The 19,473-nt window shown below is 50.6% G+C and carries 18 protein-coding genes; 8 read left to right on the top strand and 10 right to left on the bottom strand.

The annotated features are described in order from the left end of the window. Positions 1–53 precede the first annotated feature (53 nt). The gene (locus AC5JMP_RS07810) at positions 54–1,337 is read right to left on the bottom strand and encodes an aminotransferase class I/II-fold pyridoxal phosphate-dependent enzyme (RefSeq protein WP_495850882.1); all 1,284 of its coding nucleotides are present in this window, start codon (positions 1,335–1,337) and stop codon (positions 54–56) included. Positions 1,338–1,705: 368 nt separating this feature from the next. Then, on the bottom strand, positions 1,706–2,890 hold the full coding sequence (locus AC5JMP_RS07805; RefSeq protein WP_495850881.1) for an aromatic ring-hydroxylating dioxygenase subunit alpha: 1,185 nt from the start codon (positions 2,888–2,890) through the stop codon (positions 1,706–1,708). Between the two features lie 502 nt (positions 2,891–3,392). On the opposite strand from AC5JMP_RS07805, the gene AC5JMP_RS07800 reads away from it, so the two are divergent. Continuing rightward, positions 3,393–5,132 carry a GH3 auxin-responsive promoter family protein gene (locus AC5JMP_RS07800; protein ID WP_495850880.1) on the top strand — a complete coding sequence of 580 codons (1,740 nt, stop codon included), beginning with the start codon at positions 3,393–3,395 and terminating at the stop codon, positions 5,130–5,132. On the opposite strand, the gene AC5JMP_RS07795 is transcribed toward AC5JMP_RS07800, so the two are convergent. After that, a complete protein-coding gene (locus AC5JMP_RS07795; RefSeq protein ID WP_495850879.1) occupies positions 5,116–6,108 on the bottom strand; it encodes a cupin-like domain-containing protein in 993 nt (330 codons plus the stop codon). The genes AC5JMP_RS07800 and AC5JMP_RS07795 overlap by 17 nt on opposite strands. Positions 6,109–6,322: 214 nt before the next feature. Between AC5JMP_RS07795 and AC5JMP_RS07790 the strand changes: the two genes are divergently transcribed. After that, positions 6,323–7,498 carry an MFS transporter gene (locus tag AC5JMP_RS07790; RefSeq protein WP_495850878.1) on the top strand — a complete coding sequence of 392 codons (1,176 nt, stop codon included), beginning with the start codon at positions 6,323–6,325 and terminating at the stop codon, positions 7,496–7,498. 138 nt (positions 7,499–7,636) lie between these two features. On the opposite strand, the gene AC5JMP_RS07785 is transcribed toward AC5JMP_RS07790, so the two are convergent. Together AC5JMP_RS07785 and AC5JMP_RS07780 are read right to left on the bottom strand one after the other, a co-directional pair. Then, the gene (locus AC5JMP_RS07785) at positions 7,637–8,224 is read right to left on the bottom strand and encodes a Uma2 family endonuclease (RefSeq protein ID WP_495850877.1); all 588 of its coding nucleotides are present in this window, start codon (positions 8,222–8,224) and stop codon (positions 7,637–7,639) included. Between the two features lie 26 nt (positions 8,225–8,250). Beyond that, positions 8,251–8,991, bottom strand: a complete 741-nt coding sequence (locus AC5JMP_RS07780) for an aspartyl/asparaginyl beta-hydroxylase domain-containing protein (RefSeq protein ID WP_495850876.1) — start codon at positions 8,989–8,991, stop codon at positions 8,251–8,253. A 212-nt stretch (positions 8,992–9,203) separates the two neighbouring features. On the opposite strand from AC5JMP_RS07780, the gene AC5JMP_RS07775 reads away from it, so the two are divergent. The 3 genes from AC5JMP_RS07775 (at position 9,204) to AC5JMP_RS07765 (ending at position 12,398) form a co-directional block, all read left to right on the top strand. Continuing rightward, the gene (locus AC5JMP_RS07775; RefSeq protein ID WP_495850875.1) at positions 9,204–9,623 is read left to right on the top strand and encodes a hypothetical protein; all 420 of its coding nucleotides are present in this window, start codon (positions 9,204–9,206) and stop codon (positions 9,621–9,623) included. 206 nt (positions 9,624–9,829) lie between these two features. After that, positions 9,830–11,473 (top strand): GAF domain-containing sensor histidine kinase, encoded by a 1,644-nt coding sequence (locus AC5JMP_RS07770; RefSeq protein WP_495850874.1) that lies wholly within the window; start codon positions 9,830–9,832, stop codon positions 11,471–11,473. Positions 11,474–11,531: 58 nt separating this feature from the next. After that, complete coding sequence (locus tag AC5JMP_RS07765) at positions 11,532–12,398, top strand: DUF72 domain-containing protein (RefSeq protein ID WP_495850873.1); 867 nt, start codon at positions 11,532–11,534, stop codon at positions 12,396–12,398. A gap of 196 nt (positions 12,399–12,594) precedes the next feature. On the opposite strand, the gene AC5JMP_RS07760 is transcribed toward AC5JMP_RS07765, so the two are convergent. Both AC5JMP_RS07760 and AC5JMP_RS07755 read right to left on the bottom strand, forming a co-directional pair. After that, positions 12,595–12,888 (bottom strand): DUF2470 domain-containing protein, encoded by a 294-nt coding sequence (locus AC5JMP_RS07760; protein ID WP_495850872.1) that lies wholly within the window; start codon positions 12,886–12,888, stop codon positions 12,595–12,597. Positions 12,889–13,183: 295 nt separating this feature from the next. Further along, positions 13,184–14,845, bottom strand: coding sequence for a glycosyltransferase family 39 protein (locus tag AC5JMP_RS07755; protein WP_495850871.1), 1,662 nt, complete (start codon positions 14,843–14,845; stop codon positions 13,184–13,186). A gap of 314 nt (positions 14,846–15,159) precedes the next feature. Between AC5JMP_RS07755 and AC5JMP_RS07750 the strand changes: the two genes are divergently transcribed. Beyond that, positions 15,160–15,492: a hypothetical protein gene (locus tag AC5JMP_RS07750; protein WP_495850870.1), complete on the top strand. Its 333-nt coding sequence runs from the start codon at positions 15,160–15,162 to the stop codon at positions 15,490–15,492. A gap of 11 nt (positions 15,493–15,503) precedes the next feature. Here the strand turns inward: AC5JMP_RS07750 and AC5JMP_RS07745 are convergent, their stop codons facing one another. Then, positions 15,504–16,763 carry an MFS transporter gene (locus AC5JMP_RS07745; RefSeq protein ID WP_495850869.1) on the bottom strand — a complete coding sequence of 420 codons (1,260 nt, stop codon included), beginning with the start codon at positions 16,761–16,763 and terminating at the stop codon, positions 15,504–15,506. Between the two features lie 24 nt (positions 16,764–16,787). Further along, positions 16,788–17,387 carry a thioredoxin family protein gene (locus AC5JMP_RS07740; RefSeq protein ID WP_495850868.1) on the bottom strand — a complete coding sequence of 200 codons (600 nt, stop codon included), beginning with the start codon at positions 17,385–17,387 and terminating at the stop codon, positions 16,788–16,790. Between the two features lie 111 nt (positions 17,388–17,498). Between AC5JMP_RS07740 and AC5JMP_RS07735 the strand changes: the two genes are divergently transcribed. Continuing rightward, complete coding sequence (locus AC5JMP_RS07735; protein ID WP_495850867.1) at positions 17,499–17,903, top strand: NIL domain-containing protein; 405 nt, start codon at positions 17,499–17,501, stop codon at positions 17,901–17,903. Positions 17,904–18,370: 467 nt separating this feature from the next. Beyond that, positions 18,371–18,709 (top strand): P-II family nitrogen regulator, encoded by a 339-nt coding sequence (locus AC5JMP_RS07730; protein ID WP_495850866.1) that lies wholly within the window; start codon positions 18,371–18,373, stop codon positions 18,707–18,709. Between the two features lie 385 nt (positions 18,710–19,094). Here AC5JMP_RS07730 and AC5JMP_RS07725 read toward each other — a convergent pair whose 3' ends face one another. After that, the gene (locus tag AC5JMP_RS07725) at positions 19,095–19,409 is read right to left on the bottom strand and encodes a carbon dioxide-concentrating mechanism protein CcmK (protein WP_495850865.1); all 315 of its coding nucleotides are present in this window, start codon (positions 19,407–19,409) and stop codon (positions 19,095–19,097) included. Positions 19,410–19,473: the final 64 nt, after the last annotated feature.

Below are 19,473 nucleotides of genomic sequence, written 5' to 3'. Positions count from 1 at the left end.
GCGCGGAGCGCGACACTTCCAAAAAACTATTGGGTTTTATTTCGTACACGATCCTAAGCGCTGATAGTGGGCTTATACATGACTTCTCGCACGGCAGTCATTCCAGCCACCAGTTTATCCATTTCCTCGCGGGTATGTCTGGCGTTGGCGGTGATCCGAATCCGCGGCTTAGCAATAAACCAGATCGGCGAAACCCAAATGCCATGATCGTAGATCAGCTTTCGGGCAAACAGTTTGGGATTGAGATCGGGCGGCAGCAGCACCGGAACAACGTTAGTTTCACCGATCGCTTCAAAATCATGCTCCACCATGCGCGATCGCAAATATCGCGTATTCTCTTGCAGCCGCTCCACCAGTTCAGGACGGCGGCGCACCTGGCGAATGCTTTCAAGTGCGGCGGCAGCCAACGGCGGCGCGAGTGAACAGGTGCCGATCGAGGTAGGGGAGACGTTCAGCAGCGGTTTCAATTCCTCAATGTGAGTGCTGATGGACGCGCCCACCGATGCGCCAAACTTCGAGAAGGTGGTCATGATCAGCGGAATCACGCCCCGCTCGATTACCTGCTGCGGCAGAATACCGAAATGTTCGTAAATGCCGCGCCCGGTTGCGCCGATCGATCCGCTGGCGTGCGCCTCATCCATCAGCAGAACGCTACCGGGATAATCTGACAAGATGTCAATCATCTGGGGCAGAGGAGCAATGTCGCCATCCATAGAGAACACTGCATCAGAAACCACCAGGATGCGATCGTCCGGGCGGGCATAGCGCTGAAGCTTGCGGGTCAAGTCTTCCATGTCGCAGTGGCGATAGGCGCGCACCCGTACTCGCGGGCTGTGACCGAACAATTTGCCCGATCGCGTTCCAGCATTGGCGATTGCCGAGACAATGCAGCCGTGATTCAAAACATCCGTCAAAATCAGCGTTTCGCGGGTGTGCTGAAAGCCAGGAACGGGAATCGCCAGATGGCAGAAGGCATCCATGAGCGCCTGCATTGCCATCCAGGCATTCAAAAAGAGCTGCGTATGGGGCAGGTGCTTAAAGGCTGAAATTTCTGCTTCAAGCTGTCGGTGCAGATCAATGCGACCGCTCAAAACCGACGTAGAGCTATTGGAAGTGCCGTATTGCAAAATGGCATCGATCGCTGCCTGCTGCACCGCTTTGTTTTGGACAAGTCCTAGAACATCATTGGTACAAAAAGTCAGAACGGTTCGACGAACACCCGTTTCTGCCTCTTCGATTTCAACCAGATTTCCCTCTTTCATCCCATGGCAGAGATACTCATCGGGGGCTAGTCCGCTCTCATACCAGCGCTGAACATATTCCTTAACAACTTGCACAGTAAACTACTCCTCTCACCTTCTTTTCAGGTCACTTAAAATGCTCTAGCTCAACAGCAGATGTCTCGGTAGGGTTAGATGCCCGATTGAGTTCAACGCCAGATGAGAGAGAGATGCACAACTGTGATTTCGTCCACAGCTACGATTTTGCTGCTGCGGCTTTTCCACTGAAACAGATAACTTCTGCAACCCCTGGCGCGAACCCAGCAAAAGCAGAAAATATATGCCCAACTCTCCCATGAATGAACCATCCCGAATGCCATTGCTGGTACAGTTACGCTACAGTCACACTCATAAAGATCGTGTTTTAACTTACGTTATTTCAGAAAAATAATCAAATTTAGAAATTACTTTAGACTGTTATTCGCTCACCGTGTAACGCCTCCCACAGCTTGCTCTGACTTAACCGCGGGCAGGTTTTCAGCTTGAGGTAGGTCTCCAGCGCTAGGAGCGTCTTCAGATGACTGAGAGCCTGTAGGGCGATGGGAGCTGGGCGACCCCCCCGGTTGTTGACTGAACTGCTCATATTGCCGAACGATCAGCCGCTGAAGCGCAATAATGGCAGGATTAATTTCCACATAGCGCCGCCGCGGATTCTTGAGATAGGTTTGCTGTTCGCTCTCCATCATGTCAACATCCTGATCGAGGAACCGTTGCAGCAAAAATTTGGGAATTGCCCAGCTCAAAATAGGTCTTAGCGATCGCAGCACCCACTTCGGCAGCCGCACCTTGAAGAAAAACAGCGCAAAAGATCGGCTTTCGACAGGGCTGATGGGCAGCCGCATCAGATACAGCGCCGAAATGCCCTGAAGAGAAGTCGCGTAGTGGGGATAGCTGTACTGAATGGCGATCGGCAAAGTTGTCACTTGGTCAGCGCGATCGGTCAGCCCCAAAAACTTCGCCATGTGACCCTTGTAGGAAACCTGATACTCGGCGCGAACCATAGATTCGGTTTCCTTCAGATCTGTCAAGACGGGATCAAACCAGCCTTGCAAATCCTCATGGAGGAAGCCGTGAAACACATCCATGGCGTTTTCATTGCAAATTGAGAAGTGTGCCTTGAAATGCGCCGTCACCGGAACCATCAGCCAGTCTGGATCTTCAAACTCCCTCGCTTCAGGGAGTGGCTGAAGGTCAGACAAAGCCCGATCGCCCGGAAACACCCAAACTAAGCCATATTTTTCTTGAATGGGGAAGGTGCGCGCTTGGGCACAGGGCAGCTTTTGAGTCTTGGGTAGGTAAGGAATGTTGACGCATTCGCCTGTACTGCCGCTAAACTCCCAGCCGTGGTAGGGGCAGGCGAGGTGAGTGCCATGAACCTTCCCCTTGTGCAGCTCTACGCCTCGGTGGGGGCAGGCATTTTCTAGGGCGTGCAGGTGTCCTTCAGCATCGCGGTAGACAGCAATTGCCTGATGCCAGATCACCACAGGCACAATTTTGTTGGGCTGAAAGCGATCGCTCCATCCTACGGGATACCAGTAGTTTGGGTTAATTCCCACCTCCCGGATTTTATTTTGGACGGTTTGCCCCCTGAGTGCGGTTGCCAATTCCATGCTGTAGCCTGCTGCCGATAAATTTACTGCGATCTGCTGCGATCGATGGGTTCTATCTAAATGCCCTTGACGGTTTCATCCTTGACGGTTTTGCATTGAGCTAAGTTCCATACTGTAACGCAATCGTGGGTAATTCAGTTAGTGCCCTAACTTCCCAGGATGACCTGTTTTCTGGATGACTCAGCAACGCAATTGCCCAACTGTGTAAACAATTGCTAATGGGAGACACTTTACTATGAACAAGAGGAGTCTGAATAGAGGAATAAATCAAAAGCCGAACAGGCAGGCAGCCGAAAGACTGAATGAGCAACCATGGTACGGTTTTGAAAGTTTCGTAGTTTGAAATATTTTTCTAGGGTACTTGCCCTAAAACGCGGCATTGCTTAATCTGAGTACAAATTTTTTGAGAGGGTCGCGGAGTGACCCTCTCAAAAAAGTTTATATATGAGAACCAGCAAAGCCAAAACGCCAGGGATTGAAATTTTAGGGATTGAAATTTTGGATGACTAATTTACTGCTGTCGGCAATGGCTACATTTGCCCAATATGCCAAAAATGATTTTGTTCGCAAAACGCGTCAGCCGATGGCAGTGCAGGAGCGATTTTTGCAAAAGCTGCTCCAAATTCAGCAGGGCACAGCATTAGGGCAGCAGTTTGGCTTGGGTGAGATTCGGACGATCGCCCAGTTTCAGGAGCAGGTGCCAATCTGGTCTTATGCCGAGTATGAGCCTTATACGCAGCGAGTCGTAAAGGGTGAACCGAACGTGCTGACTGCTGATCCGGTGGTCTTTATTAACCTGACAAGCGGCACGACGGGTAAGCAAAAAATGGTGCCTGTGACCCATCGGTTTAGTCGATCGCTGGGGAAGTCTAACACTGTGAGTTTGGGTTTTGCGGTGGAGGCGATGCGATCGCGTTCCATCGGCTCCAGCAAGGCTTCGCGGCTGGAATTTGGCAAGGTGCTGTCTACCAACTTTGTCGGCATAGAGGGAAAGACGGAAGCAGGCATTGATTTTGGTCCTGTGACGGTGGGCAGCTATCGCATCAACCGCTTTATCTGCGAACAGACCTTTGCGCAACCTTTTACAGCAATGGAAATTGCTAACATTGACAGCCGCCACTATGTTTGTCTGCTGTTTGCGCTCTGCAATCCTCAAATGCGGGGCATCAGCGCCAATTTCCCCATGCTGGTTTTGCGCACCTGTCAGTACCTAGAGCAGTATGCTGAAGCGCTAATTGAGGATATTGAGCGAGGAACGATCGCATCCTGGTTAACGATCGCTCCTGAGATCCGCGTACCGTTGGAGCGCCAATGGTCAGCTCACCCCAAACGCGCTCAAGAACTGCGGCAAATCTTGCGATCGCAGGGCAAACTTACCCCAAAATTGGCGTGGTCAAAGCTGTCTTTTGTGGGCACGGCCAGAGGGGGCACGTCGGATTTTTATTTCGAGCGTTTCCCAGATTATTTTGGCGACACGCTGCAATTTGGCGGCGTTTACGGCACGGCTGAAGGCACTTTTGCCATCTGCCATGACTTCAATGCGGACGGCAGCATTTTGTCGCTAGAGAGCGGCTTCTATGAGTTTATTCCTGAAGATCAGTGGGATGCAGAACACCCGAAAACGCTGTTACCCGAAGAGCTAAAGGTGGGCGATCGCTATCGCATTCTCGTTACCAGCTACAGCGGCTTCTATCGCTATGACATTGGCGATGTGATCGAAGTAGTGGGCTTTTACGAGCAAACGCCGATGATTATCTTCCGGCATCGACGAGGAGGGCTACTATCTTCCGTTACCGAGAAAACAACGGAGTTCCACGCCGTGCAGACCTTGCAAGCCCTGCAGCAAGAATTTGGTCTGAAGCTAGAGGATTTTTGCATTACGCTGGCGACGGATGAGTTTCCCTCTGGCTATTGGGTCAATATTGAACTGCCGACGGGCGAAACGCTGGATAATTCGCAGGCTTTTCTCATGCGGTTTGATCACTGGATGGGCGAGTTCAACAGTCGCTATGCCGTGATGCGATCGTCTCAGATTCCAACTCCTCGTCTGCGGATTTTGGCTCCCGGTAGCTTTGCGATCGTCCGGCAGCGACAGCTGCAGCGGGGAACCTCTGAGTCGCAGCTCAAGATTCCCCACATCAGCGAAGATCGGCGTTTTCTAGAAGGGCTAGAGGTTGTAACAGAGGTGCAGCTACCCGCAGATTTAGCAGGTCGTCTAAGCCAGATTAGAACATCTGGATAATCTCCTTGATTTTTTGCTGGCGATCGCGGCTCAAAAACGCCATTACCAGGCTAAATCCTACGTTTGGCAAGGCGCAGGTGCTGCCCAAAAACGCTCGCCATCGCGGCCAGGATAGCAGGGCGCGACGCGGCGGAACTTGCCAAAAGCGGTTGAGGGAGCAAACCATCTCGTCGCCTAATGCTGTCACCTCGTGCCACCAGCCAGCAGGAATATAGAGAACTTCTCCCGGCTCCAGCACTAGGTCATAGCGATCGCCCATGGCATGGCGCAGCTTCGGAAACGCCTCAAAATCTGGGTGATTGGGATAGACGCGACTAAACCACGATCGCACCCGCATCCCGTGCCGCAGATGCACATAAAACGGAAAAGGATAGAGATTTGCGGTCTGGGCAGGTGGAAACAGCACAATTTGCTTAGAGCCGTGGAGCTGGATTAGCGTGCCATCTGTCGGGTCGTAGTGCAGGCATTCCGTATGTCCGCCAGGACCTACCCACAGGTTTAGGGCGCTAGCGGGTTGCTGCAACCCCAAGGTTTCAAAATGAGCCGCGATTGCCTCTACCGCTTCCGTGTTTGCTAATGGCGTATTGTGAATGGGGCACTTGGCTAAATAAATATCCTGTGCCTGTGCTTCTCCCGATCGCAACAGCTCAGCATAGTCGAGAAACGATCGGCTCTCTGGCGGTACGCCACTGCCGATATTCGTCCAAGTGCGCTTGTCTTGCTGATAGCGTTGTTTTCCGTAGCGCCGCAGCAGAAATTCTTGTTGATTGAGCTTTTCAGACAGGTAGTTTAGCGTCCAGTCTTGCTCTGACGAAATCATGCCCGTGAGGATGACCGGAACTCCGGGTTTTCGGTAGCGTCGAATAAACAGGTCAGGCGTGAGAGCCGCGATCGAGATCTTGGAAATCTCAGAGGATGACCGGGGTAAAGGCAGCTCTGAAAGCTGATTGGGAGAATGAATAGGCTCTGGTCTCATAGATTGACAGATTGGCGATCGGGGAGCTTTTTGTTCGATACCAAAATATTAGAAAACCCCTCTCAATTTATGAGACTGACCTGAGAAAGATTTAACTAGGACACCGCTCACCACTGTCCTAAGCCGCCTGTTCTAAAGTCACCAAATCGCGTATTTTTGAGATTCACTCTTAGGATGTTCTATGTCTTCTGTCAGTAGGGGATTTTCAGCTCAAATGATGAAATTTGCTTCGCAAGAGCGGTTTCACCAATTTTTAATCCTGCTGGCAGCAGGCTGCCTCACCACCATGACAGGTGGCATTGTCTCGCCTATCTTGCCCGAAATGGTGCAAGAGCTATCGCTAGATCCCAAGTGGGCAGGCATCTTGGTCAGCATCCATGCCCTAACGAGCGCGATCATGACGCCTGTGATGGGTATTGTTGCCGATCGCATTGGCAAGCTTAAGGTGTTAATTCCCTGCCTTCTGCTCTACGCGCTGTTCGGGATTGCCACTGCCTTTGTCACGACGTTTCCTCTGCTTTTAGTAAGCCGTGGGCTGCTGGGTATGGCAAGCGGCGGCGTTGCGGCTGCCACGATCGGCTTGCTGGGCAGCATGTATGACGGAGAGCAGCGATCGCGCATCTTGGGCTATGCCACTAGCGTGATGACGACCTCGGCGGTTTTCTTTCCTCTACTTGGGGGATGGGTGGGCGGTTATAACTGGCACTACGCCTTCTACTTGTATGGGTTAGCGATTCCTTTAATCGCGTTCGCTTTACTGGTTTTGAGAGAGCCTCAGACCCCATCAGATTCTCTGTTAAAGATGAATCAAGCCAGTTTAGGCAAAGTTCTGCTCAAGCCCGATATCTTGCAAATCTATTTGTACATTGCGATCGCTGCCGTTACGGTCTACGCTGTTGTCATTTACACGCCGCTGTATCTCAAAAGTGCCATCAATGCTGATCCGGTGCTCAATGGCTTTGTATTAGCGGTGCGTCTAGTGGGCGCGGCTCTGGTTTCGGCAATTGGAGCCAGCCGCCTTGCCCGCAGGATGGGAGCCAACTGGGCGATCGCCTTTGGCTTTAGCCTGATGGGGATGACAGTCGCCACTATTCCTTTACTCACAGATATCTATCTAATTGTGGTGACTGCCATTCTGTTTGGCATTGGTTTTGGCATCATCACACCCAACCTCTACGATGCCCTGGCAGAGCGATCGCCTAACGAGCTAAGAGCCAGCGTGTTGGCGATCGGCACTGGGTTCAATTCCTTAGGGCAGTTTCTCTCGCCTGTGGCACTGGGGCCAATTTGGAAGTTTGCGGGTTTGCCCAGCGTATTTTATATTGCGGGTGGGTTTGCCATGATTGCCAGTGTGCTTAGCCTGATGCAGGGAAAGAGGCGATCGGCGTAGGCTCTGGCATTATGGCATTACGTAATTGAGTTGGGACGAGTTATTTTTTGAGAGCCGCGCGGAGCGCGGCTCTCAAAAAATAACTTATTAGAAAAAATAACTTATTAGATCTGGCGCTACGCGCTCAGATCTCTGGATTTAATCCTCAGACTTTAATCCCCAAACCTTGCTGAGCTGCAATTCAAATCCGGGAAGAAGATTTTCACCTGAAAGCGTTACAGGTAATTCTAGAATCTCAGCGGGTTGATCCATCCGATAAATTTCTACCCTTCGCTGTTGCGGATCAATTAGCCAGCCAAGCTGGACTCCGTTGTCCAAATACTCCTGCATCTTGACTTGCAATATTGCCAGATCGTCGCTACTAGAACGTAGCTCTACTACAAAATCAGGCGCAATGGATGAAAACGCGTAGCGCTGCTGTTCTTCAGTGAGATTATTCCAACGTTCTTTGACAATCCAGGCCGCATCGGGCGATCGCACTGCACCGTTCGGTAAAGTAAAGCCCGCAGAGGAGTCAAAAACAATGCCTAGTTCTGTGCGATCGTTCCAATTCCAAAGCTGCGCGGTTAGCCCAGAGTTTTGCTTTCCTGTCCAGAAGTAAGTGGGCGACATGGCAATGACTTCTCCATTAGCCGTCAATTCCAGACGTAAGTTTGGGTTGGCTTGGCAAATTTCCTGAAACTTCTCAGCGGTGATCCGAGGAATTCTGATGCCTAGAGTCGTCATATCAATGTCCTCATCGCGTCATGTCCTCATCGCGTCAAGGCTTCAAACTGCTTTTCCCAGGATTCATGATTGCCTTTGGCAACCTGGATAATGGGTGACACAGAGATCAGTGTACAAACCAGCCAGTTTACAAGATTCATGGGGAACCGCATTGGACGGGCGATATCCAGAAACAGCACAACTCGGTAATCTTCCGTCTCGTTCCAGACTTCGTGATAGAAAGTGTCATCAAAAATCAGGCTCTTGCCCTCTTCCCAATAGGCAATTTGATTATTAACGCGAATCCGGCATTTCTCTCTCGGTTCCGGCACCTTCAAGCCTAGGTGATAGCGAATTAAGCCCTTGTGTTTGCCCCGATGCTCTGGGATATGCTTGCCCGGAGCCAAGATGGAGAAAAACGCCACCTTCATGCCGGGAATTTTCTGGAGGAGGCGAGTGGTTTTGGGGCAGCGATCGCAGTTTGCTTGCGCCTTGAAGCCAAACGCCTGGAAAAAGTAGGTCTTCCAGAGGTTATCATTGGCAAGGTTTTTCTGCCGGGGTGAAATGTCCTGAAAGTTGGGCAATGCCTCTGCGTGCTGCATAACCTGATCTAGCTCTTGGCGAATCACCTGCCAGTTTGCCTCTAGTTCTTCAGCCCAAGGAAACTGCTCCTTACTAAAAAATACAGAGTCTCCCACTTTGGAATACTGGGGTACTAGACTCTCAATTTTTTTAACCCAGGACTGGCTAGGACTAAAATTCTCAATGCTTTTGACCAAACCTTTCATGCCCTGCCCAATTGTGAACGTCAGGAGCCTAGTCTAATTGGGTTTTGCAGTCAAAATCAAGAGCGATGGCTTGCTGATTTTTGGGATAATTTTTTGTGTAAGAGGGGCGCGGAGCGCCCCTCTTACACAAAAAATTATCCCTCGATTAAGCCGTGCCGCGTATCTTGCCGATGTGTCAAGATGGGAAAATGTTTCTTTTAAGCGATCGGTTCATGGCTTTAGATTCTTCTCTTGATGCTGCCCTTCAACAACTCCGCGAGGTGCGCCTTAAGCTGCTGCGCTTGCATAAAGCGCTCTTGGAGTCAGAACGAGTCACTTACGAACAGTCTTATGGGCGAATTGCGTCTAGCGGCGAATTTTTTCGCTTAGTTGTCGATCACGAATGGTTTAGCTGGCTGCGCCCCATATCTCAGTTCATTATCCAAATGGATGACGTTATCCACGCTAAAGAGCCTGTGGAATTGCAGCAGGTCAATAGTTTGCTGGAGCAGGCGAAAATGATGCTTCAGCCTGTTGAAGAGGGTACGTCAATGGAAAAACGCTATTACCAAGCCATTCAGCGTGATCCTGATATTGCTCTGATGCATGGAGAAATTTCTTATCTATTGCACCGCTCAAAGCCGTTAAATTAGCTTCAGGGATTTCACTGAAATAACTTCATTGATTTGTATGGAAGGACTTAGGGGTTTTGACCCATTACCCCATGTCTAAATTCTGCAATAGTTTGTGAAGCCCCGATAAAATTTTCCGAAGTGGATGAATTGGGCAGTCTCTATACTTAGCGGTTTAGGCGATTGTCCTATCGTGGTTTTCCCGGTATTTCCCCAAAGCTTCTGTTATGAACCTTGAAGATCTAGAGCAATTACGGGACTGTTGCCGCGATCAGGAAGCCTTTGAACGGATCAGGAAAACTTGGGTCGCTAAGCATCTGGCTCGGACAGCGCAGCTTGAGCAAAAAAATGAGCGACAAAAGTCACTGCTTCGCGTCATCACTAAGATTCGTGAAACGCTTGAACTGGAGGCTGTCTTTAAAACGACTGCGACCGAAGTTCGACAGCTTTTGAATGCCGATCGGGTAGGGGTATTTCGTTTTTACCCAAATTCAGGTTGGAATGATGGAGAGTTTGTCTCAGAAGATTTGTTGCCGCAGTATAGCTCAGCCTTGGCTGCTCGCATCCATGATCACTGCTTTGGAGAACACTATGCGGCTGATTATCATCGGGGGCGAGTTCAGGCGATCGCAGATATTCATGCAGGACAGTTGAGCGCTTGCTATGTTGAGGTACTCAACAGCTTTCAGATTCGAGCTAATTTGGTGGTGCCTCTGCTGCTGGGCAGCCATCTCTGGGGGCTGCTGTGTGTGCATCAGTGTGCTGCACCGCGTCAGTGGCAGCCTGATGAAGTTGAGTTTGCCCAGCAGATTGCCCTACAGCTTGGAGTAGCCCTGCAACAGGCAGAATTGCTAGAGCAAACTCAACGCCGAGCAACAGAAGCTGCTGAAGCGCTAGAAATGCTGCAAAAAAGTCAGAGCCAGCTCATTCAAAACGAGAGGATGTCTAGCCTGGGTCAGTTGGTGGCAGGAATTGCCCATGAAATTAACAACCCGGTCAATTTTATCCACGGCAATTTAACCCATGCCAGCCGCTACGCCCAAAATCTGATTGACTTATTGGCGCTTTACCAGATGGAACATCCTCGGCCCAGTCAGGGCTTGAGCGATCGCCTTGAGGAAGTTGACCTAGACTTTTTGCGGGTAGATTTCCCAAAAATTCTGTCTTCTATGCAGCTTGGAGCCGATCGCATCCGTCAAATTGTGCTGTCGCTGCGTAATTTTTCTCGGCTAGATGAAGCCGAAATGAAGGCTGTCGATATCCATGAGGGGATCGACAGCACTTTGATGATCTTGCAGCATCGGCTGAAGCTGAGAAACGACAGCACAGGAATTGTCGTAGTCAAAAACTATGGCAATTTGCCGCCTGTGGAATGTTATCCCGGTCAACTCAATCAGGTTTTTATGAATTTGTTGAGTAACGCGATCGATGCCCTAGAGGAGTCGGAAGGAAACAGATCGCAAGGCAGTGATTTGCTAGAAGGTAATCCGCCCAAAAGCAATTCGCCCAAAAACAATTCGCTAGACGCGCCGCTCCAAATCACAATTTGTACTTTAATCATTCCAGGAAATGATCAAGGGAGCCTCTCGCGAGCCGTGATTCAGATTAAAGACAATGGTTTGGGCATTCCACACGCTTTGCAGTCTCGTCTTTTCACTCCGTTTTTTACGACTAAGCCTATAGGTAAAGGAACAGGATTGGGCTTATCCATTAGCCATCAAATTGTAGTAGAACGGCACGGTGGCGATCTCCAGTGCTATTCTCAGCCCGGTCAAGGAACAGAGTTTTGGATTGATATTCCGGTTCAGCAGAGCGTTCATTCAGTGCTGAAGGCAGATGTTGCAGCCAGTTCAGTAGAACGGTGTCCCTAGAGGGATTTGTCTCTGAAGATTAGCTCAGGTGCTCTAGAATTGCCTGTACGATCGAAAGATGAGTTTTCGATTGGGCTGCGCCATTTGGGCATACAAAGAATGGGTGGGGGAATCGGCTGGATCTCTGTTTCCGGTGGGAAGTCGCGCTACCGATTTTTTGCACCTCTACAGCCGCCGTTTCTCCACGGTAGAAGGCAACACGACATTTTATTCTATTCCTGATGCTGCTACAGTGCAGCGCTGGGTTGCAGAGACTCCGGCAAGCTTCAAGTTTTGCCTAAAGCTGCCGCGAGATGTGACGCATCAGGGCTTACTGACGCCCGCTATTCCCCAGGCGATCGCTTTCCTAGAGCAGGTGCAGGGATTAGGCGATCGGTTAGGGCCGTTCTTCGCTCAGTTGCCGCCTAGCTACAGTCCCGACCGTCTAGATGACTTACGCTGCTTTTTGACGGCTTTACCCCGTCGGCGCTTTCAGTTTGCCCTAGAAGTTCGCCATCTGGATTGGTTCAAAGAGCCTCACGTTCGTGAACTCAACGCCATGCTGACAGACTTGGGTGTGGGACGTGTCCTGCTGGATACGCGCCCGATCTACGATTGCCCGGATAATCCTCAGATTGCTTCCGAGCGCAGAAAGCCGCAGTTGCCCTTACAGCCTGTTGTGACCGCAAGCTTCAGCCTGGTTCGCTACATCAGCCATCCCAATCAGGATCTAAACCAGCGGTATCTTCTAGAATGGACTCAGCAGATTGACCTATGGATACAGCAGGGAATCCAGATTTACTTCTTCGTGCATTGCCCGATCGAAGTCCATTCCCCTGGAAATGCTCGATATTTGCAGCTGCTGCTGGAGGAGCAGGGCGTTTCTGTGCCGCCGCTACCTTGGAACGCGCTAGAATCTCCCCCGACTCAGCTCAGCCTCTTCTAGACTCGTATCTAGACTTATAGCTGTCGCCAGTTTGCTGGGGACATTTAGGGTGGGGCGCGAAGCGCCCCACCCTAAATGTTTCCGTCCTAACCGCCTTGGCAGTTGCCATGAACGGTAGTGTTTTAAATGTGTTATTGATGTTTTTGAAAGAGGCGTGGAGCACCCCTTTCAAAAACATCTCTAGAGCATTACCCACTTAAACAGCTTCCGCAGATTGCTTGCGGGCTTGCTTCACCATGCCGATGAGCGTCTGATGCGCATCTTCTGAGTCTGCTAGCTCGTGATCAAAGGCGATTCGTACGGGCAGGGTGGCTTGCTCGGTTTGTGCCAACAGATCCATGCCTTGAGCATCAATCTTTAGCATCTGAGCGGCAAGCGCTTCGGCTACTCCACCAAAGACTTTGGCATAGAGGGCGATCGCCTCACTATGGTCTTCATTCATGTGTTTGCAGATGCGATCGCTTACTTCAGGAGAAATTACATCAGCCATGATAGTCCTACACTCTTACTCAAACGCTTAGGGGTACTCAAACGCTTAGGGGTATTCAAACGCTTAGGGGTTGCCATTGATATAAAACAGCGCCAGCTTGATTAAGCTAGTAGCGATAAAAGCAATCAAGATGAAGCTGATCAGAACATTAATAACATCCTGTAATTTTTTCATCTTAATAAAAAACGGTTAAAAAAAGCGGTGTCTGACCTGTTTGATCTCATCTGTCTATCCCCACTGTATCAGGGTTTTGGGGCGCTGCGGCAAGCCGTCGTGAAAACCCCCAAAAAGTTATCTACTGTTGCAATCGCCAAAGTCGTCCCGGCTTGGAAACCATCTCTAGCCGCCAGCCTTTTTGTAGGATTGCCTGTCTCATGACAACAGAGGGACGGAAGACCAGCACATGAGTTTCGTTGGTTAATGGCTCCAAATCTGGGGGTTGCTTGACCAAATACAATCGCACCGCGTCTTGAAGACGGTAGCTGAGGGAAATTAGATCACCCGTGTTGGTGTAATCATCGCCAATGTCGCTCATTACGAGGGTTGAAGCGCCACCGGGCGTTTCGGTATTGATGAATTGCGCCACCTCGGCATTGGAATAGCTGAGATCTTTGCTCCACCAGGTTTCTGCAATAGCGCTGGTACCGCAGGAAATAATGCTTGCCGTGAAGAGGAGCGCCAGCGCCCAGCGTCCAATCTGTCTACCGCTGCCCAAACCGATCGCCAGCAAAAACGCCACCGCAAGCTGAATGCCTGGAAAGGATGATATGAGGTAGCGACTGACTGCCGATCGCTTGCCGCCCATAATGAGGTCAGGTAACGCCAAAAGCAGGAAGGGCACAAGAATAGACTTCAACACCACAATCCAGGTGGCGCGAGGCGTAAGCTGATAAAGGATTATCATGGCAACCCAGATCAGCGCCACAAACGGCAGTCGCGCTAGGTAGGTCAGCGGATTGTCAAACCCAAAATCTAGATCAAAAAACAGCGACGTAAAGGTCAATGTCCAGAGCTTTAACAAATAGTCTATGCCGACGATCACTCTTGCCCAATCGGTCGTAGACATTGCCCGATCGGTGTTGTTTTTCAACACTTCGATCCAGGGACTATAGAGCAACAGTGCCGCAATATTGGCAACTCCATAGCCCAGCAGCCATTGCCAGCGCAGCGCGGGGGACAAAGTTTCGGCAGCGATCGGAGAGCTAGTTAGCTGAATTTTCGGTAGCCCCGTTTTGTCATCTATCGCATTGACCTGCTTGCCGCACCCAAAAATGCTGAACAGCACTACACAGAAGCCGTGAGTCACCATCGTCAGCGCATAAAACGGATGGGTGTAAAGACCGATCGCCACGCTCAAGCTATATAGCCCCCAAGCTAGGAGCGATCGCCGCCGCAATGCCCGCAGCAGCAGCCAAGTGCTGCCTATAACGGCAGTTGCCAGCAGCCCATACTGCCGCTCGGTTTGGGCAAACAGGACATCAAAAGGCGATAGAGCCAGCAATGCTGTTGCCAACAGCGCCACCAGCCGCGCCGCAAATAGCTCTATTGCCAGCAGATACATTAGCGGCAGACTCAGCAAACTCAATAGGGCAGGCAGCAGCCGCGCCGCAAAGATTGAGTTGCCGAAGGTTCCCATCCAGAATCGCGCCATCAGAAAGTACAGCGGCGGATGCTGAGGATCTTCAGCCTTCAGCGATTGCACCGTATCGGCGGGTGTACTTCCGGGCTTGATCTGCTGAAACTTTTGCAGATCTGCCGCCACAAACACTTTATTTTGAAAAATCTCTTGGTCAATTTCGCCGCGTGTGTAGCCCGCCGCCCGCATGACGGTATAAACTTCGTCGTGCCAAAATATCTTGCGATCGAGATTGACAAAGCGAAAGCATACCCCTAGGGCGATCGCCAGAATCAGCACCCAGTTCAGCCAGTTTGGGTAAGAGTAGCGGTTGATCTTCATAGCCCTCGTGATATGGCAACCGCCTTGGCGGTTAGGACGGGGACATTTTTGGTGGGGCGCGAAGCGCCCCACCAAAAATGTCCTAAGCAAACTGGCGACAGCTGTATCACAACTCTCATGTCATTGCGTAAACATCTACACTGAAAGGCAGGAGCGCTAAACCTAACAGCATTCTCTACTGAGCTTTCTATAGTAAATCGCCTAGAGTAAAAGAGAAAACGGTATCGCCTAAGTACATATAGTTTGATTGTGCGCTGATTATGCTAGATAGCGCCATCTAGGAAAAGCAAAAAAGCAAAGATTAGAAGCCAGCCATGAGAGCCAGAATTGAGAATCAGGTGCTGTTTATCCACAAAGACGATGCGCCAGAGTACAAGAAAAAAGGATCGGTAGTGCGAAATACCTACTTTTGGACGATGCGATCGATCGCCGATCGCGCACCCTTTGATCGAGATTGGGAGTTTGCCTCAGAAGTTTGGTTAGCGCTTAACCGCGTCCTGATTGCCTATGCCGAGTCAGGCTATCTCAACACTTCAGAAATTATTTTAGAATTCCCCCTCAGCCAGGGAGCAATTCCTGACGTGTTTCGCAATGTTGCCACCTGGGCACGTGAGGAAGAAGAAACTGAAGTTTGCCATGAGAAATGAGAGACGCGCCATTAGCTAAAAAGTTCCTGTTGGTTTAGCAGCCGATCGAGCCACACCAAAATACCGATCGTGCCCACCACACTAAGCGCCACAGCCACCCAAAACCAGGTCGCAACTGATCGATGCTGATCCATCGCCCAACCGCCTGTAACAGGTCCAATGAAATAACCTGCTGCCCAGCACAGAGAATTGAGCGAAAGATAAACCCCGCGCGTTGACTCCGGAGCCAACCCCACCACCAGCGATGAAGCCGCTGGAGTGTAGGACACTGTAGCAAGCGCCATCACCGCCAAACTGGACGCTGCCCAAGCGACATGATTTGTAGGAGCTGTGCCCGTCACCCAGACCAGCCCAAACCCGATCGCCCATAGCCCTGCCGATAGCATCAGCGCCCTAGGACGACTGAAGGGATTGAGCCAGCGTGCCATCGGCAACTGACACAATGCCGCCAAACCTACATGCCCAGCAAACAGGACGCTAATGACAACTGAATTGAATCCTTGGTCTGAGGAGGAGCCTGAAACGAAGTTAGCCAGGTAAAGCGGTAAGGTACTGCTAACAAAGGCAAGGTAGGTAGTGAACAAAACGTTAGCTAAAAGATAAACCAGCAAGGGGCGATCGCGGAGTGCCATGGCCCATCCTCGCAAACCGCGTTCAGCTTGCTGCTTGGGATTCAGGGTTTCGGCAATAGCTTTGTAAACAATTCCCCAAAAGATAATAAACGAAAAGCTATCAATCACGAACAGGGCACGAAAAGACCCAGTCATGGCAATCAGCGCCCCGCCAAATACTATGCCTAAGCTCAAGCCCAGGCTATCTGCTAAGCGATTAAGGGCAAAAGCTTCATTGCGATGCTCTAAAGAGGCTAGATCTGCTACAACCGCCTCGGTTGCGGGCCAGTACAGCCCAATTCCCAAACCCATCAGCAGGCTACCCGTCAGGAATGTATTAAAACTATTGCTGAAAGCCAGCACCAATGCGGCTAAAGCGGAGATGGCGGCTGAGAGCAATAAGGTTTTGCGCCGTCCCCACTGAGGAGCGTCTGCCATAGATCCGCCCACAATTCGCCCCACCACACCTGAAATTGACTCACAGCCAATGCCAATGCCGACCAGCGCTGCCGAAAGCCCAACTTGTTTTACAAAGAAAATGGGCGCATAGAAGAGGACGAATCCTGAACCCATTTGTGAGAGCAGGCGACCCGCAATCAAGATCCAGATGCGGCGATCGAACTGAGGCAGTCCAGGAATCCATTTTGGGGGAGGGTTCATAAATAACTGGACTTTGGATTAAAGCTACTTTGCCACGCCACCGTGACTCCGAGGATCATCTTTGCTGGGCGCAACTGCCGGAGCCTCCACATCCGATACGCGACCTCGGCTGAGGGCAAAAGGCAACTCAGCGCCAGTGGTCATGGCCTCCAGGTTTGCCGCCATGACGGTACGAGGCTGCTCTCCTATCGTGCTGGCAATCGCCTCTCCTTCAGCATTTAAAAACACGAAGTGCGGAATGCCATCGACTCGGTAGTGCAGCATTTCTGGCAGCCACTTAGAGTTATCCACATTGAGCATGACAAAGTTGACGCGATCGCCATACGCTTGCTCTAGCTCACCCATATCTTTCGCCATCGCCTGACAGGAAGTACACCAGTCGGCATAAAACTCCATCAGCGAGGGCTTGGCGTTCGTTAGGGCAGTCTCTAGCGGCGTAGAGGCAGCCGCCATTGCCGCCAGCGTGCCTGAATCAGAGCCAGTTTGCAGCCCAAAGAACAGCGCAGTGCTAAGGACAATGGCAACGAGGGCGATCGCCAAATTACGGATCTGAGTCGCCAGATTTCGAGTGGGCGGCTGGGTTGGAGGGGGTTGAGGCGCAGGGTTCTGCAAGTTGGTAGTCATATTACAAGCTATTTTTAACAGGCTTTCTTAGAATTGAGTGTCATTGGGAGTTCATCTTCAGTGTACAAACAGGATTTCCTCTAGAAGCGCTAATTTAAGGGACTTTGCATCGTGAAGAAACGAGTCACTCTCACTTTTCCTAAGCGATCGGTGCATATGCCCGTCACTTATCGACTGGCAAAAGACTTTAACGTGGCGGCAAACATCATTCGTGCTCAGGTGACGCCCAATCAGATTGGTACCTTAGTTGTGGAGCTATCGGGAGACATCGATCAGCTTGATGCAGCGCTCGACTGGATGCGATCGCAAGACATCGGCATTTCCCTCGCCAGCCGTGAAATCGTGATTGACGACGATCTTTGCGTTCATTGCGGTCTTTGTACTGGAGTATGCCCAACAACAGCCCTGAGTCTCGATCCCCAGACCTTCAAGCTTAACTTTACGCGATCGCACTGCGTCGTTTGCGAACAGTGCATTCCCACTTGCCCCGTCCAGGCAATTTCTACCAATCTTTGACATTAGCAAATGTCGGTAGTGTTTCATAATAGACCTCTTGCAAATTAGATTTAGTGGGGGCGCAGCCCCCACTAAATCTAATCCCAAAACTTTAATCTGCAAGGATCTAATGTGCTGTTGGTTTTTTCAGGTTTTGCTTAGGAAGTTCGCGCCCGCAGGGCGCGAACTTCCTGATATGAAATCCATCATGAGAACTTTTGCTGATTTTTTTGAAAGGGGCGCTCCGCGCCCCTTTCAAAAAAATCAGCAACGTGTCTAGAACATCACCCAAATGTCTGTGTGGGGCAGGTATAGAGATATGCTTACAGAAATGGTAAGGTGGTTAGCGCTGAGGGCAATGTAGAGAGTTTGTGAGTGCGATCGCTGAGCGTAGCCTAAGCTACAAAACCCTTTAGAGCAGCGGTGGTAGAAACATTCAGACTACTTAGCCCGTAAGAGCAAATAATTTAGAGGGAGTGACGGAGTCCATGAAGAAAGTTGAGGCAATTATTCGCCCGTTTAAGCTCGACGAAGTCAAAATTGCGTTGGTTAACGCAGGCATCGTCGGCATGACTGTTTCTGAAGTCCGAGGTTTTGGGCGGCAGAAGGGTCAAACTGAGCGCTATCGCGGTTCAGAATATACCGTTGAGTTTCTGCAAAAGCTCAAGATTGAAATTGTCGTAGAAGATGACCAGCTTGATATGGTCGTTGAAAAGGTAATTGCGGCAGCTCGGACAGGCGAGATCGGCGACGGTAAGATTTTTGTTAGCCCGATCGAGCAAATCATCCGTATTCGGACGGGCGAAAAAAACCAGGAAGCTATCTAGGCTAGATTTATTCTTGCTCAGAGCATTAGCCTACAGCCTTAAGACAATAGCCTTAACATCTAGCGTTTTAAAGCCCCAAGCCTTGAGAACCCCAAGCCTTGAGAACCTAAGTCGCTCCTGTGGCGATACTCTACGCCGTAGATTAGGATCGAGGTATGGGTTCTCAACGGACTTGAACAGCACAATGTTCAGGTTAAAAGCATTTTTTTGCGCCAAGATTTCTACGCTCAAACTTTCCAAAACCTACCTCAACCTGTCGAGCGATCGCCCCTGGCTCTTCTTCAGATAGCTCTATCAGCCAAAAGCTTAGGCGCTTGCATTGTGCAGCGCCACTCGGTCTTGAGCATTCCCTCGAACGGCTAAACCTGTATGAGCTAAACCCTCGTCACATCCACCGGAATTGTTCAACCTGCTCAGTGTAGTGAATAGGCAAAACTGATTCAACGTTTTCTGGAGGATTGGGGACAACGTAGTAGGTCACCAATTTACCGTTAGGTGGAGCCTTATCTGCTGCCTCGATCCCAGCCTCCATGGCAGGACGAACTTCTGATATGGGCCCGCGAATCACCACAATCTGTTCACCGCTCTCGGCAATATCGTAATGGACGATCGTTACCCGTCCTGCTTTCACCATGGCATCTGCTGCCGCCAGTACAGATGGAAACCCTAGCGTTTCAATGACTCCAACTGCCTCTGGCATGGGTGATTTTTCCTCGTCAGCAACTTACTCTTAAGAATTCTACGTCATTCTGTAGTTCGTTGTT

The organism is Drouetiella sp. (assembly GCF_059504425.1).
This window is presented reverse-complemented; position numbering and strand designations above follow the sequence as displayed.

Coding starts and splice junctions, on each gene's coding strand:
- AC5JMP_RS07785 (WP_495850877.1), bottom strand. CDS start 8,224: ATGACGACTCTAGGCATCAGAATTCCTCGGATCACCGCTGAGAAGTTT.
- AC5JMP_RS07760 (WP_495850872.1), bottom strand. CDS start 12,888: ATGGCTGATGTAATTTCTCCTGAAGTAAGCGATCGCATCTGCAAACAC.
- AC5JMP_RS07790 (WP_495850878.1), top strand. CDS start 6,323: ATGATGAAATTTGCTTCGCAAGAGCGGTTTCACCAATTTTTAATCCTG.
- AC5JMP_RS07780 (WP_495850876.1), bottom strand. CDS start 8,991: ATGAAAGGTTTGGTCAAAAGCATTGAGAATTTTAGTCCTAGCCAGTCC.
- AC5JMP_RS07805 (WP_495850881.1), bottom strand. CDS start 2,890: ATGGAATTGGCAACCGCACTCAGGGGGCAAACCGTCCAAAATAAAATC.
- AC5JMP_RS07725 (WP_495850865.1), bottom strand. CDS start 19,409: ATGCCAGAGGCAGTTGGAGTCATTGAAACGCTAGGGTTTCCATCTGTA.
- AC5JMP_RS07740 (WP_495850868.1), bottom strand. CDS start 17,387: ATGACTACCAACTTGCAGAACCCTGCGCCTCAACCCCCTCCAACCCAG.
- AC5JMP_RS07750 (WP_495850870.1), top strand. CDS start 15,160: ATGAGAGCCAGAATTGAGAATCAGGTGCTGTTTATCCACAAAGACGAT.
- AC5JMP_RS07770 (WP_495850874.1), top strand. CDS start 9,830: ATGAACCTTGAAGATCTAGAGCAATTACGGGACTGTTGCCGCGATCAG.
- AC5JMP_RS07745 (WP_495850869.1), bottom strand. CDS start 16,763: ATGAACCCTCCCCCAAAATGGATTCCTGGACTGCCTCAGTTCGATCGC.
- AC5JMP_RS07730 (WP_495850866.1), top strand. CDS start 18,371: ATGAAGAAAGTTGAGGCAATTATTCGCCCGTTTAAGCTCGACGAAGTC.
- AC5JMP_RS07795 (WP_495850879.1), bottom strand. CDS start 6,108: ATGAGACCAGAGCCTATTCATTCTCCCAATCAGCTTTCAGAGCTGCCT.
- AC5JMP_RS07775 (WP_495850875.1), top strand. CDS start 9,204: ATGGCTTTAGATTCTTCTCTTGATGCTGCCCTTCAACAACTCCGCGAG.
- AC5JMP_RS07755 (WP_495850871.1), bottom strand. CDS start 14,845: ATGAAGATCAACCGCTACTCTTACCCAAACTGGCTGAACTGGGTGCTG.
- AC5JMP_RS07765 (WP_495850873.1), top strand. CDS start 11,532: ATGAGTTTTCGATTGGGCTGCGCCATTTGGGCATACAAAGAATGGGTG.
- AC5JMP_RS07800 (WP_495850880.1), top strand. CDS start 3,393: ATGACTAATTTACTGCTGTCGGCAATGGCTACATTTGCCCAATATGCC.